The sequence below is a fragment of the Jiangella endophytica genome (genome assembly GCF_003427025.1).
GTDB classification, from domain to species: domain Bacteria; phylum Actinomycetota; class Actinomycetes; order Jiangellales; family Jiangellaceae; genus Jiangella; species Jiangella endophytica.
The window spans coordinates 235,621-248,525 of the sequence record NZ_QVAI01000004.1 but is presented as its reverse complement, the minus strand read 5'-3'; the positions used below and the strand labels follow the sequence as shown (position 1 = coordinate 248,525).

Sequence of the window (12,905 nt, the reverse complement as noted above, 5' to 3'; positions counted from 1 at the left end):
GTGAAGGGTGCTGCATGCGGGTGTTGGGGGTCGATCCGGGGCTGACGCGGTGCGGTCTCGGCGTCGTCGAGGGGTCGCCCGGGCGACCGCTGAGCCTCGTCGCCGTCGACGTCGTCCGCACGCCCGCCGACGCCGAGCTCGGGCACCGGCTGATGGCCATCGAGACGGCCATCGAGGAGTGGGTCGCCGCCTACCGGCCCGACACCGTCGCCGTCGAGCGGGTGTTCAGCCAGCACAACGTCCGCACGGTCATGGGGACGGCGCAGGCCAGCGGCGTGGCGACGCTCGTCGCCGCGCGCCGCGGCATCCCCGTCGTCACCCATACGCCGAGCGAGGTGAAGGCCGCCGTCAGCGGCAGCGGCAAGGCCGACAAGGCACAGGTCGCGTTCATGGTGACCCGGTTGCTGCGGCTCGACGCCCGCCCCAAGCCGGCCGACGCCAGCGACGCGCTGGCGCTGGCCATCTGCCAGGTGTGGCGCGGCTCGGCACAGAACCGGCTGCAGGCCGCGGCCGCCGCCGCGGGGAGGGGACGACGATGATCGCTTACGTCCGTGGCCAGGTCACGGTGGTCCGCCCGACCGAGGCGGTGGTCGACGTCGGAGGCATCGGGCTGGCGCTGCACTGCACGCCGTCCACGACGTCGGCGCTGCGGCTCGGCGAGGTCGCCCAGCTGGCCGCCAGCCTCGTCGTCCGCGAGGAGTCGTTGACGCTGTACGGCTTCGCCGACGAGGACGAGAAGACGGTGTTCGAGCTGCTGCAGACCGCCAGCGGCGTCGGGCCGCGGCTCGCGCAGGCCATGCTGTCGGTGCACTCGCCCGACGACCTGCGTCGCGCCGTCGCCACCGAAGACCTCGTCGCACTGACCAAGGTGCCCGGCATCGGCAAGAAGGGCGCCCAGCGCATCGTCATCGAGCTCAAGGACAAGCTGGGCGTGCCCGGTACGGGGCCGTCGCTGACGGCGGTACCGTCCGGCCCGGCGCCGGGCACCGCCGACTGGCAGGGCCAGGTGCACGAGGCGCTGCTCGGCCTGGGCTGGTCCGTCCGTGAGGCCGACCGCGCCGTCGAGGCCGTCGCCGCCGAGGTCAACGGCGACGCCGGCCACGACGTCTCCGTGTTGCTGCGCAAGGCCCTGCGTACCCTGGCGAAGACATGAGCCTTCCCGACGACCACGTGCACCGGCTGGTGGGTGGCGACGCCGACCAGGAGGAGCGGACCGTCGAGGCGGCGCTGCGGCCGCGCACGCTGGCCGAGTTCGTCGGGCAGGAGCGGCTGCGCGAGCAGCTCTCGCTCGTCCTCGACGCCGCGCGGGCCCGGGGGAGGAGCGCCGACCACATCCTGCTGTCCGGCCCGCCCGGCCTCGGCAAGACCACGCTGGCGATGATCGTCGCCGCCGAGATGGGCGTGCCGCTGCGCATCACCAGCGGCCCGGCCATCCAGCACACCGGCGACCTCGCCGCCATCCTGTCCTCGGTCAACGAGGGCGACGTGCTGTTCTTCGACGAGATCCACCGCATGGCCCGGCCCGCCGAGGAGATGCTCTACACCGCGATGGAGGACTTCCGGGTCGACGTCGTGGTCGGCAAGGGCCCCGGGGCCACCGCGATCCCACTCGACCTGCCGCACTTCACGCTGGTCGGCGCCACGACGCGCACCGGCCTGCTGCCGGGGCCGCTGCGCGACCGATTCGGGTTCACCGGCCACCTGGAGCTGTACGAGCCGGCCGAGCTCGAGCTCGTGCTGCGCCGCTCGGCGGGCCTGCTCGACGTCGAGCTGAAGGGCGACGGCTCCGGCGAGATCGCCGGCCGGTCCCGTGGCACGCCACGTATCGCGAACCGGCTGCTGCGCCGCGTGCGCGACTTCGCCGAGGTGCGCGGCGACGGCACCATCAGCGGCGACGTCGCCCGCGCGGCGCTCAAGGTGTTCGCCGTCGACGAGCTGGGGCTGGACCGCCTCGACCGCGCCGTGCTGACGGCGCTGTGCAAGAGCTTCGGCGGGGGACCGGTCGGGCTGGGGACGCTCGCCGTCGCCGTCGGAGAAGAGCGCGAGACCGTCGAGGAGGTGGCCGAGCCGTTCCTCGTCCGGGCCGGGCTGCTCGCGCGCACCCCGCGCGGACGGGTCGCGACCCCGGCCGCGTGGACGCATCTCGGGCTGAGCGTCCCCGCACAGGCGGCGTTCGGACGCGGGTTCGACGAGCCCGACCTGTTCTCGGCCGCCGACGGGGCGTAGCCTCCGGACGCGGCCCGGGTAGACTCGTACTTTCGGCGGTCATCGGGACCGCCGGCCGCCGCACGGGCACCTGCACCTCGGGGCACCGTGGAAAGGATGCTTGCCCACATCATGGAAGCACTGCTGCTCCCGATCCTGCTGATCGCTGTCTTCTACTTCCTGCTCATCCGGCCGCAGCAGAAGCAGCGGCGGCAGATGGCGGAGCTCCAGCAGTCGGTCCAGCCGGGGACGAAGGTCATGACGACGGCCGGCCTGCTGGCCACGGTCGTCGAGATCGACGACGACGAGGTCGTCCTCGAGACGGCGCCGGGCGTGCACAACCGCTACGTGCGCCGCGCCATCGCCAATGTCATCCAGCCGGAGGAGCCGGCCACCGCCGCGCCGTCCGACCCGGTCGCCGACTCGGCCGCCGACATCGCCGACGACGCGCCGACGCACCAGCCGGCGCAGGCGAAGGCCGACGACCGCACCAACGGCGACGACGTCCGCTGAACCGGGCGGCGCTACCCTCTGACGTCGTGACGAAAACCCCGGCGATCGCCGACTCCGACCGCGACCTGCTGCTCTCGCGCATCCGGGACGTCCCTGACTGGCCGGAGCAGGGCGTGGTGTTCAAGGACATCACGCCGCTGCTGCGCGACCCCGCGGCGTTCGACACGATGATCGAGCTGCTCGGCGCCGTCGGCGGCGAGGACGTCGACGTCGTCGTGGGCATCGAGGCGCGCGGGTTCATCCTCGGCGCGCCGGTCGCGCACCGGCTCGGCGCCGGCTTCGTGCCGGTCCGCAAGCAGGGCAAGCTGCCGTGGAAGACCTCGGCGGCCAGCTATTCGCTGGAGTACGGCCAGGCGACCATCGAGGTGCACGTCGACGCCTTCAAGCCCGGCGAGCGTGTCCTGATCGTCGACGACGTGCTCGCCACCGGCGGCACCGTCCGTGCGACCGTCGACCTCGTCCGCGGGGCCGGCGCCGACGTCGTCGGGGTCGGCATCCTCATGGAGCTGGGCTTCCTCTCCGGGCGCGACAAGCTGCCCGACGTCAACGTCCAGTCGCTGCTGCTGGTCTAGGAAGGTCGATGGAGGCGGCGGCGCTGTTCCTGGCGCCGTTCGCCCTGTCGCTACTGGCTGCGCTCGCGCTCCGGCGCTGGTGGGCGCTCGCCGTGCCGGTGGTCGCCGTCCCGCTGTACTACGCGGGGCTGCGATTCGGCTGGTGGGGCGACGGCGTCGGCGAGGACTCGTGGGTGCTGCTGGCGGTGTTCCTGACGCTCGTCGCCGTCACCGGGTGTGCCGTGGTGATCGCTGCGGTCCGGTTCCTCACACGGCCGTCCTGACCAGGTCTTCGCGCCGGACTTGATCATTCGCCACGCACGATCACCGGGCGCGATGACGTTGAGTTACCCGCCGGGAACAGTGACCCCCTAAACTGTGTTGTGTCCTTCACACGGGACGAGAGGGGGCCTGTGGCCGAGCAGACTGTTCCCAGCGGCGCGCTGACCCCGGTCAGGGTGCGGGCGAGGCTCGCCCGCCTGACCGCGCAACGACAGCAGTCCGACCCCGCTCTGGAACCGCTGTTCCGGATCATCCGGGCCAATCATCCGAAGGCCGACCTCGAGATCATCGAGCGCGCCTATCGCACCGCCGCGCGCGCCCACAGCGGGCAGAAGCGCAAGAGCGGCGACCCCTACATCACGCATCCGCTGGCCGTCACCACCATCCTCGCCGAGCTGGGCATGACGCCGCCCACCCTGGCCGCGGCGCTGCTGCACGACACCGTCGAGGACACCGACTACTCGCTCGACCAGTTGCGCGGCGAGTTCGGCGACGAGATCGCCATGCTGGTCGACGGCGTCACCAAGCTCGACAAGGTCAAGTACGGCCAGGCCGCGCAGGCCGAGACCGTCCGCAAGATGGTCATCGCCATGGCCAAGGACATCCGCGTCCTGGTCATCAAGCTGGCCGACCGCCTGCACAACGCCCGCACCTGGCGGTACGTGCCGAAGGAGTCGGCACGGCGCAAGGCACACGAGACTCTCGAGATCTACGCCCCGCTGGCCCACCGGCTGGGCATGAACACCATCAAGTGGGAGCTCGAGGATCTCTCGTTCGCCACGCTCCACCCGAAGGTCTACGACGAGATCGTGCGGCTGGTCGCCGAGCGGGCGCCGTCGCGCGACGACTACCTGGCGTCGGTCATCGACCAGGTGCAGGGCGACCTTCGCATGTCGAAGATCAAGGCCAACGTCTACGGGCGGCCCAAGCACTACTACTCGATCTACCAGAAGATGATCGTCCGCGGCCGCGACTTCGCCGACATCTACGACCTCGTCGGCATCCGCGTGCTGGTCGAGTCGGTGCGCGACTGTTACGCCGTCCTGGGCATCGTGCACGCCCGCTGGAACCCGGTGCCCGGCCGGTTCAAGGACTTCATCGCCATGCCGAAGTTCAACATTTACCAGTCGCTGCACACCACGGTCATCGGGCCGGGCGGCAAGCCGGTCGAGCTGCAGATCCGCACCCACGCCATGCACCGCCGCGCCGAGTACGGCATCGCCGCGCACTGGAAGTACAAGGAAGACTCCAACGCCGGCCGCGAGACCGACAAGCACGTCGGGTCCGGCGACAACGCGGGCAACGACATGGCCTGGCTGCGCCAGCTGCTCGACTGGCAGAAGGAGACCGAGGACCCGGGCGAGTTCCTCGAGTCGCTGCGGTTCGAGATGGAGTCCAACGAGGTCTTCGTCTTCACGCCGAAGGGCGACGTCGTCGCGCTGCCGGCCGCCGCCACGCCGGTCGACTTCGCCTACGCCGTCCACACCGACATCGGGCACCGCACCATCGGCGCGCGGGTCAACGGGCGCCTGGTGCCGCTGGAGTCCAACCTCGACAACGGCGACGTCGTCGAGGTGTTCACCTCCAAGGCGCAGGGCGCCGGCCCCAGCCGCGACTGGCTGACCTTCGTCACCAGCGCCCGGGCCCGCAACAAGATCAAGCAGTGGTTCTCGAAGGAGCGCCGCGAAGAGGCCATCGAGCACGGCAAGGACGCCATCGCCCGGGCCATGCGCAAGCAGGACCTCCCGCTGCAGCGCATGATGAGCCAGGAGTCGCTCAAGGCCGTCGCCGACGACCTGCGCTACCCCGACATCTCCGCGCTGTACGCGGCGGTCGGCGAGGGCAACGTCTCCGCGCAGAGCATCGTGCAGAAGCTCGTGCAGATCCTCGGCGGCGAAGAGGGCACCACCGAGGACGTCGCCGAGGCAGCCACCCCCGACCGCCCGCGCCGGCGCAGCGGCGGCGACCCCGGCGTCGTCGTCAAGGGCGTCTCCGACGTGTGGGTCAAGCTGGCCCGCTGCTGCACCCCGGTGCCCGGCGACACCATCGTCGGGTTCGTCACCCGTGGCTCGGGTGTGTCGGTGCACCGCGAAGACTGCGTCAACGTCGACGGACTGCGGCGCCAGCACGGCCGCATGGTCGAGGTCGAGTGGGCCCCGACGGCCAACAGCATGTTCCTGGTGGCCATCCAGGTCGAGGCGCTCGACCGCGCCCGGCTGCTGTCCGACGTCACGCGGGTGCTGTCCGACCAGCACGTGAACATCCTGTCGGCCACGGTGTCCACCAACACCGACCGCATCGCGACCAGCCGGTTCACCTTCGAGATGGCCGACCCCAAGCACCTGGGGCACGTCCTCAAGGCGGTCCGCGGCGTCGAGGGCGTCTTCGACGCCTACCGGCTCACCAGCGGCATCCCGGCGCCGACGCACTGAGCGGCGGCGCCGGGGCGGCGGGTCAGCTGGTGAACTCCTCCAGCGCCTGCTGCGCCTGCTCGAGCCACGACTTGCGGGCCGTGATGGCCTCCTCGGCCTCGCGCAGCTTGCGCTCGTTGCCGGTCTCGCGCGCCTTGGCGGCCTGCCGCTCGAGGTCGGCGATCGACGCCTCGAGCTGGGTGACGGTCGCCTGCGCGCGGGCCCGCGCCTCGGGGTTGGACCGCTGCCACTCGTTCTGCTCGGCCTCGCGGATGGCGTCCTCGACCCGGCGCATGCGGCCCTCGACCGAGCGCATCGCGTCGCGCGGCACGTGGCCGGCCTCCTCCCAGCGCTCCTGCAGGACGCGCAGCTGCTGGCGGGCCGCCTTCCAGTCCGTGATCGGCAGCAGCGCCTCGGCCTGGGTGAGGATGCCCTCCTTCACCACGAGGTTGGCCTGCTGCTCGTCGTCGCGCTGGGACTGGTGCGAGGTCCGGGCGCCGAAGAAGGTGTCCTGGGCGGCCCGGAACCTCTTCCACAGGCTGTCCTCGACGCCACGTGGCGCCGGCCCGGCGGCCTTCCACTGCGTCATCAGCTCGCGGTAGCGCCGCGACGTCGGGCCCCAGTCGGTGGACGTGCAGATCTCCTCGGCCTCGGCGAGGATGCGCTCCTTGACGACGCGGGCCTCGTCGCGGCGCTCGGCCAGCTCGGAGAAGTGCGCCTTGCGCCGGCGGGTGTAGTGCGTGCGAGCCGACGAGAACCGGCGCCACAGCTCGTCGTCGGTGGCGCGGTCGAGCCGCGGCAGCGACTTCCACTCCTCGAGCAGGCCCCGCAGGGTGTCGGCGCCGTTGCGCCAGTCGTTGCCCTCGGCGATGGTCTCGGCCTGGCTCGCGATCTGCTCCTTGCGGCCACGCGCTTCGTCGAGCGCCCGGGCCCGGGCGGCGCGGCGCTCGGCCCGCCGCTCGGCGATGCGGGCGTCGAGCGCGTCGAGCCGGCCCGACAGCGCGGCGAGGTCGCCGATGGCGTGCGCCTCGGCCAGCTGCGCGCGCACCTTGGAGACGCCCTGGGCGGTGTCGTCGGGCGCGGCGGCACCGGACTCCAGCCGGGTCTCGAGCAGGTCGACCTGGACGGCGAGGTCCTCGTACTTGCGGACGAAGAAGGCCAGCGCCTCCTCGGGCTTGCCGACCTGCCACGAGCCGATGCTCCGCTCGCCCTCGGCGGTGCGGACGTACACCTCGCCGGTCTCGTCGACGCGGCCCCACTCGTTGGACGCGACGGTCGGCGCGGCCTCGGCGGGAGTCGCGGACGTCGGCTCAGCCGCGGGTGCGGGGGTCGGCTCCGCTGCGGGCGCCGCCTCGGCCACGGGCTCCGGCGCCGCCTCGGCCACGGCCGTCTCCGGCTGAGTCGCGGCCTCGGTCGCGGCGGCGGGAGCGGCTGCCGGCGGCCCTGGCTTCGCCGCCTCCGCAGCGGCTGCGGGCGCTGCCTCGGGCTCCGCTGGAGCGGCTTCGGCCTCCGCGGGCGCTGCCTCGGCCTCCGCTGGCTCCGGCTCCGCCGGCGCTGCATCGGGCTCCGCGGGAGCGGCTTCGGGCTCCGCGGGAGCGGCTTCGGCCTCCGCTGGCTCGGGCTCCGCCGGCGCAGCCGTCGGTTCCTCCGGTGCCGCCTCGGCCGCGAGATCGACCGGCGCCGCTTCGGGGGCCGGCGCGGGCTCGGGAGCCGCGGCGGCTTCGGGCGTCGGCGCCGGTTCGGCGGCGCTCGGGGACTCGGGGGCCGTGGGCTCGACCTCGGCGGCGGGCGTCGCCGCGTCGTCGTGCTCGGGGCTACCAGTCGTGTTCGTCACGGTGTCCTCATCCGGGTCAGGCGGTGGTGACGGAATCGAGGGTGACCGGGGTGATGGGCGCGCCATCCTCCAGTCCATTGTCCGTTCCAGCGTCGGCGATACCAGTGATCACGTCCAGACCAGTGGTGATCTGGCCGAAAACGGTGTAGTCCGGCGGCAGCTGGGAGTCGCCGTACACGAGGAAGAACTGGCTGCCGTTGGTGTTCGGCCCGCCGTTGGCCATGGCCACGGTGCCGGCCGGGTAGGTGGCGCCATCGGTGTTCTCGTTGTCGTACTCGTAGCCGGGGCCGCCGGAGCCGGTGCCGGTGGGGTCGCCGCACTGCAGCACCTTCAGCGTCTCGGACGTGGTCAGGCGGTGGCAGCTGGTCGCGTCGTAGTACCCGGCAGTGGCGAGGAACGCCAGCGAGTTGACGGTGCACGGCGCGCCGGCGTCGAGCGTGACGGTGACCGGCGCCCCGTTGATCGTCAACGTCGCGGTGGTGGGCAGTGGCGTCGTGAGCGCGGCCGGGTCGACGCCCGGCGGCGTGCCGAGGTCCGGGACGGCCGACTCGCCGGCGGCGCGGTAGGCGCAGGGACCGGCGGCGGCGCCGGGAGAGGGCGTGGAATCGGAGCCGGCCGCGACGGGATCGTCGTCGCCGCCGAGGGCCCCGGACACCAGCAGTGTGCCCATGACCAGGGCGACCGCGACGATCACGGTGCCGACGACGATGCCGATCTTCCGCTTGCGCACGGTATCGGCGGCCCTCCGGGCCTGCTGGCGCTCCACGTGCTTGCGCGCGAGCTCACGTCGCCGTTGCTTGGCGCTCTGGGCCACCCGCCATCCTCCCGCTCCGTCGCGAAACGTCCAGGAAGGCCTCAGCGACCCCCCTTCGCGTGTGTGGTACGCGGAGGACAGTCTAGGCAGTACACGGCGGGAATCAGGTAACGAGTTCGCGGCGATGAGTGGCCCGCCGGTAACCTTCCTGGGTGCTCCTGCTCACCGTCGTCGCCCCCGTGCTGGGCACCAACTGCTATGTCGTGGCGGCCGACGGCGGCCGCGAGTGCGTCGTGATCGATCCCGGCATCGGGGTCGCCGAGGCGCTGGAGAAGGTCTTCGCCGAGTACGCGCTCGAGCCGGCCGCCGTCCTCGTCACCCACGGACACCTCGACCACACGCACGCGCTGAGCGAGCTGTGCCGCGGCCGCGACCTCCCCGTCCACCTGCACGAAGGCGACGCCTACCGGCTGGCCGACCCGCTCGGCTCGCTCGGCCCGCAGCTGTCGGCGCAGTTCGCCCAGTTCGGCGCCGACTGGACTCCGCCGGCCGACGTCCGGCCGTTCGGCGGCGACGAGACCGTGCTGGAGCTCGCCGGCGTCGGGCTGCGCGCGATCCATGCCCCAGGCCATACCGAGGGGTCGACGCTCTACTACGCGCCCGCCGACGACGTCGTCTTCACCGGCGACGTGCTGTTCGCGGGCACGGTGGGCCGCACCGACCTGCCGGGCGGCGACGACGCGCTGATGCGCGCGACGCTGACCCGGCTCGCGTCGGAACACGAGCTGCCCGGACCCACCACCGTCCGGCCCGGCCACGGCCCGGCGTCGACCCTCGACCGGGAACGCGCATCCAACCCGTACCTGCGAGGACTGTAGAGACGTGACTGCTTCTGAGTTCCGTGCCCCGAAGGGCACCTTCGACCTCGTGCCGCCGCGCGGCGAGGCCATGCTCGCCGTCCGCGACGCCATGGCGGCGCCGCTGCGCTCGGCCGGCTACGGCTACGTCGAGACGCCCAGCTTCGAGGAGACGACGCTGTTCGCCCGCGGCGTCGGCGAGTCGACCGACATCGTCAGCAAGGAGATGTACTCCTTCACCACCCGCGGCGGCGACGACGTCACGCTGAGGCCCGAGGGGACGGCGCCGGTGCTGCGCGCCGTCCTCGAGAACAACCTGCACCGCGGCGCGCTGCCGGTGAAGCTCTGGTACTCCGGCTCGTACTACCGCTACGAGCGGCCGCAGAAGGGCCGCTACCGGCACTTCTCGCAGGTCGGTGCCGAGATCCTGGGTACCGAGGACCCCGCCAGCGACGCCGAGCTGATCGTCCTCGCCGTCGACGCCTACCGCGCGCTCGGGCTCACCGGCGTGCGGGTGCTGCTGAACTCGCTCGGCTCGCACGAGTCGCGCCCGGCCTACCGGGCGGCGCTGCAGCAGTACCTGCGCGGCCTCGACCTCGACGACGAGACCGCGCGGCGGGTGGAGATCAACCCGCTGCGGGTGCTCGACGACAAGCGGCCGGAGATCCAGAAGGCGCTGGCGTCGGCCCCGGTCGTCACCGACTTCCTGTCGCCGGCCGACCGCGCGCACCACGACGTCGTCCGCTCGCTGCTGACGTCGGCGGGCGTGGAGTTCGAGGACGACCCCCGGCTGGTGCGCGGCCTCGACTACTACACCCGCACCCTGTTCGAGTTCGTCCACGACGGCCTCGGCTCGCAGTCCGCGGTGGGCGGCGGCGGCCGCTACGACGGCCTGTCCGAACTGATCGGCGGGCCCGCCCTGCCCGGTGTCGGGTGGGCGCTCGGCGCCGACCGCACGCTGCTGGCCATGGAGGCCGAAGGGCTGCCGCTTCCGGGCGCCACGGGCGTCCAGGTGTTCGCCGTCCCGCTCGGCGACGACGCCGCCGCGTGGGCGTTCGAGCTGGTCACCTCGTTGCGGCGCGCGGGGGTCGCGGCCGACCTCGCCACCGGAGGCCGCGGCCTCAAGGGTGCGATGAAGGCGGCCGATCGCAGCGGCGCCAAATACGCCGTCGTCGTGGGGGAGCGCGACCTCGCCGAGGGCGTGGCCCAGGTGAAGGACCTCACGACCGGCGATCAGCAGGCCGTCTCGGTGAACGGACTGGTCACGCACCTGAAGCGGATGGTCTAGTGGCCGGCGTGGCGCGCGGCTGGAACCACAACGTCCAGTATCACCGGCTGGTGCTGGACGCGGTTCCGGCCCGCGCCCGGACCGCCCTGGACGCCGGCACCGGCGACGGCCTGCTGGCCGCCGACCTGCGCGACCGCGTCGAGCACGTCACCGCCATCGACGTCGACGCCGGCGTCCTGGACCGCGCCCGTCCGTCCCGGTCTGACGTCGACTGGGTCGCGGGCGACGTGATGACGCACGCCCTGCCCGCCGCCCCGTTCGACGTCGTCGCGTCGATCGCCACCGTCCACCACCTGCCCGACCTCGGCACCGCCCTGCGCCGGCTGGGGGAGCTGACCGCGCCGGGCGGTGTGCTCGTCGTGATCGGCTGCGCCCGCAGCGCCGGGCCGGCCGACTTCGCCATGGACGTCGTCGGCGCTGTGCAGCACCGGGTGTACTCGCGCACCCGCGGGTGGTGGGAGCACACCGCCCCGGTGCGCCTGGACTTCCCGCACACCTATGCCCAGGTGCGCGCGATCGCCGCGACGGCGTTGCCGGGCGTGCGCTGGCGGCGGCTGCCGCTGTTCCGCTACGCGCTGACCTGGAGCGCACCGGCCTGATCGTCCGGCGTGCCGTGGCAAGGCTCGATGGTGGCGGACGCTACCCGAGTTGGTCGCGGCGGCGGGTGAGGTAGGCGGTCTCGGCGGTGTTGCCGGCCAGGTCGATGGCGCGGTCGTACGCCGCGCGCGACTGCCGGCTGTGGCCCAGCCGGCGCAGCAGGTCGGCGCGGGTCGCGTGGTAGGCGTGATAGCCGGCCAGGGCATCGTCGAGCCGGTCGACGGCTGCCAGGGCTACCTCCGGGCCGTCGAGCTCGGCGAGGGCGATGGCCCGGTTGAGGGCGACGATCGGGGACGGGTCGACGCGGACGAGCTGGTCGTAGAGGGCGAGGACCTGCGACCAGTCGGTGTCGCGGACGTCGCGGGCGGACGTGTGCACGGCGTTGATCGCGGCGAGGATCTGGTAGCGACCCGGCGCCACCCCGGCGGCGGCAGCGGCGAGCCGCTCGCGCACCAGTCGGTGCCCCTCGGCGATCAGCGCCGCGTCCCAGGCGCCGCGGTCCTGCTCGTCGAGGGTGACCAGTTCGCCGCCGGCCGACACCCGGGCCGTGCGGCGGGCCTCGGTGAGCAGCATCAGAGCGAGCAGCCCGGCCACCTCGCCGTCGTCCGGCAGGAGGGCACGGATCAGCCGGGCGAGCCGGATCGCCTCGGCGGTGAGGTCGTGACGTACGGGATCGGTACCGGGGCCGGTCGTCAGGTAGCCCTCGTTGAAGATGAGGTACAGGACGGCGAGGACGCCGGGGACGCGGGCCGGGAGGTCCTCGGCCGACGGCACTCGGTAGGGGATGCGAGCCGCCTTGATCTTGGCCTTCGCGCGGGTGATGCGCTGCCCGACGGCGGTGTCCTGCAACAGGAAGGCCCGGGCGATCTCGGGCACGGTCAGGCCGCCGACCATGCGTAGCGTCAGCGCCACCCGGGTCTGCATCGCGAGCGCCGGGTGACAGCAGGTGAAGATCAGCCGGAGCCGGTCGTCGTCGATGGCGCCGAGGGGCACGGCCGGCTCAGCCGGGTCGTCCCACATGCGCTGCGCCTCCTTGTGTTTGTCGTCGCGCTTGCTCTCGCGCCGGATGCGGTCGATGGCCTTGCGGTTGGCGGTGGTGGTCAGCCAGGCGCCGGGGTTGGGCGGCACGCCGTCGGCCGGCCACCGCTCGACGGCGACCGCGAACGCCTCGGCCGCCGCCTCCTCGGCGATGTCGAGGTCACCGAAACGCTTGGTCAAGGAGGCGATCACCCGCGCCCACTCCCCGTGGTGGGCCCGGGTGATCGCGTCCTGGACGTCGGCCACGTTCACAGGAACGGTCGCACCTCGACGCGCGCGTCGCAGGCCCTCGAGCCGTCGGCGGCGAGCTTCAGCGCCTCGTCGAGGTCGGCGGCCTCCATGACCCAGAAGCCGGCGAGATACTCCTTCGACTCCAGGAAGGGTCCGTCGGTGATGAGCGCCTCACCGCCGCGGTTGTCGACGACGGTGGCCGAGCTGGGCGCGGCGAGGCCGCCGGCGAAGACCCAGTGGCCCTCCGCCTGGATCCGTTCGTTGAACGCGTCGATGGCCGCCATCACGTCAGGCGTGGCGGAGTCGGTCTTGTCGTCGATCACGGAAACCAGGTACCGCATCTG

General features: G+C 72.7%; 14 protein-coding genes. 10 read left to right on the top strand and 4 right to left on the bottom strand.

The window, feature by feature from the left end:
* Nucleotides 1–14 precede the first annotated feature (14 nt).
* From ruvC to DZA62_RS10555, 7 genes are all read left to right on the top strand, one after another.
* The gene (gene ruvC / locus DZA62_RS10585) at nt 15–539 is read left to right on the top strand and encodes a crossover junction endodeoxyribonuclease RuvC (protein WP_116948844.1); all 525 of its coding nucleotides are present in this window, start codon (nt 15–17) and stop codon (nt 537–539) included.
* Complete coding sequence (gene ruvA, locus DZA62_RS10580; RefSeq protein WP_116948843.1) at nt 536–1,153, top strand: Holliday junction branch migration protein RuvA; 618 nt, start codon at nt 536–538, stop codon at nt 1,151–1,153. Before ruvC ends, ruvA begins: the two co-directional genes overlap by 4 nt.
* Nucleotides 1,150–2,226: a Holliday junction branch migration DNA helicase RuvB gene (gene ruvB / locus DZA62_RS10575; protein ID WP_116948842.1), complete on the top strand. Its 1,077-nt coding sequence runs from the start codon at nt 1,150–1,152 to the stop codon at nt 2,224–2,226. Before ruvA ends, ruvB begins: the two co-directional genes overlap by 4 nt.
* A gap of 96 nt (nt 2,227–2,322) precedes the next feature.
* Nucleotides 2,323–2,718, top strand: coding sequence for a preprotein translocase subunit YajC (gene yajC / locus DZA62_RS10570; protein WP_116948841.1), 396 nt, complete (start codon nt 2,323–2,325; stop codon nt 2,716–2,718).
* 26 nt (nt 2,719–2,744) lie between these two features.
* Nucleotides 2,745–3,290, top strand: coding sequence for an adenine phosphoribosyltransferase (locus tag DZA62_RS10565; RefSeq protein WP_116948840.1), 546 nt, complete (start codon nt 2,745–2,747; stop codon nt 3,288–3,290).
* 8 nt (nt 3,291–3,298) lie between these two features.
* Entirely contained in the window at nt 3,299–3,553 is a 255-nt protein-coding gene (locus tag DZA62_RS10560; protein WP_116948839.1) for a hypothetical protein, read from the top strand.
* 129 nt (nt 3,554–3,682) lie between these two features.
* Nucleotides 3,683–5,983, top strand: coding sequence for a RelA/SpoT family protein (locus DZA62_RS10555; RefSeq protein WP_269813866.1), 2,301 nt, complete (start codon nt 3,683–3,685; stop codon nt 5,981–5,983).
* A 22-nt stretch (nt 5,984–6,005) separates the two neighbouring features.
* Here the strand turns inward: DZA62_RS10555 and DZA62_RS10550 are convergent, their stop codons facing one another.
* Together DZA62_RS10550 and DZA62_RS36815 are read right to left on the bottom strand one after the other, a co-directional pair.
* On the bottom strand, nt 6,006–7,796 hold the full coding sequence (locus DZA62_RS10550) for a DUF349 domain-containing protein (protein ID WP_232827350.1): 1,791 nt from the start codon (nt 7,794–7,796) through the stop codon (nt 6,006–6,008).
* 16 nt (nt 7,797–7,812) lie between these two features.
* The gene (locus tag DZA62_RS36815; RefSeq protein ID WP_116948836.1) at nt 7,813–8,610 is read right to left on the bottom strand and encodes a peptidylprolyl isomerase; all 798 of its coding nucleotides are present in this window, start codon (nt 8,608–8,610) and stop codon (nt 7,813–7,815) included.
* Nucleotides 8,611–8,762: 152 nt separating this feature from the next.
* Here DZA62_RS36815 and DZA62_RS10540 point away from each other — a divergent pair, with 152 nt between their 5' ends.
* The 3 genes from DZA62_RS10540 to DZA62_RS10530 all read left to right on the top strand — a co-directional run bounded on the left by DZA62_RS10540 (nt 8,763) and on the right by DZA62_RS10530 (nt 11,294).
* The gene (locus DZA62_RS10540) at nt 8,763–9,428 is read left to right on the top strand and encodes an MBL fold metallo-hydrolase (protein ID WP_116948835.1); all 666 of its coding nucleotides are present in this window, start codon (nt 8,763–8,765) and stop codon (nt 9,426–9,428) included.
* A gap of 70 nt (nt 9,429–9,498) precedes the next feature.
* Nucleotides 9,499–10,695 (top strand): histidine--tRNA ligase, encoded by a 1,197-nt coding sequence (gene hisS / locus DZA62_RS10535; protein ID WP_408618604.1) that lies wholly within the window; start codon nt 9,499–9,501, stop codon nt 10,693–10,695.
* A gap of 8 nt (nt 10,696–10,703) precedes the next feature.
* The gene (locus DZA62_RS10530; protein ID WP_198663622.1) at nt 10,704–11,294 is read left to right on the top strand and encodes a class I SAM-dependent methyltransferase; all 591 of its coding nucleotides are present in this window, start codon (nt 10,704–10,706) and stop codon (nt 11,292–11,294) included.
* 40 nt (nt 11,295–11,334) lie between these two features.
* On the opposite strand, the gene DZA62_RS10525 is transcribed toward DZA62_RS10530, so the two are convergent.
* Together DZA62_RS10525 and DZA62_RS10520 are read right to left on the bottom strand one after the other, a co-directional pair.
* The gene (locus tag DZA62_RS10525) at nt 11,335–12,576 is read right to left on the bottom strand and encodes an RNA polymerase sigma factor (RefSeq protein WP_116949092.1); all 1,242 of its coding nucleotides are present in this window, start codon (nt 12,574–12,576) and stop codon (nt 11,335–11,337) included.
* Nucleotides 12,577–12,578: 2 nt separating this feature from the next.
* Nucleotides 12,579–12,902 carry a YciI family protein gene (locus tag DZA62_RS10520; protein WP_116948832.1) on the bottom strand — a complete coding sequence of 108 codons (324 nt, stop codon included), beginning with the start codon at nt 12,900–12,902 and terminating at the stop codon, nt 12,579–12,581.
* Nucleotides 12,903–12,905: the final 3 nt, after the last annotated feature.

What these genes read in the sequence shown, in the direction of transcription:
- ruvC (WP_116948844.1), top strand. Translation starts at nt 15, where the DNA reads ATGCGGGTGTTGGGGGTCGATCCGGGGCTGACGCGGTGCGGTCTCGGC.
- ruvA (WP_116948843.1), top strand. Translation starts at nt 536, where the DNA reads ATGATCGCTTACGTCCGTGGCCAGGTCACGGTGGTCCGCCCGACCGAG.
- ruvB (WP_116948842.1), top strand. Translation starts at nt 1,150, where the DNA reads ATGAGCCTTCCCGACGACCACGTGCACCGGCTGGTGGGTGGCGACGCC.
- yajC (WP_116948841.1), top strand. Translation starts at nt 2,323, where the DNA reads ATGCTTGCCCACATCATGGAAGCACTGCTGCTCCCGATCCTGCTGATC.
- DZA62_RS10560 (WP_116948839.1), top strand. Translation starts at nt 3,299, where the DNA reads ATGGAGGCGGCGGCGCTGTTCCTGGCGCCGTTCGCCCTGTCGCTACTG.
- hisS (WP_408618604.1), top strand. Translation starts at nt 9,499, where the DNA reads ATGCTCGCCGTCCGCGACGCCATGGCGGCGCCGCTGCGCTCGGCCGGC.
- DZA62_RS10520 (WP_116948832.1), bottom strand. Translation starts at nt 12,902, where the DNA reads ATGCGGTACCTGGTTTCCGTGATCGACGACAAGACCGACTCCGCCACG.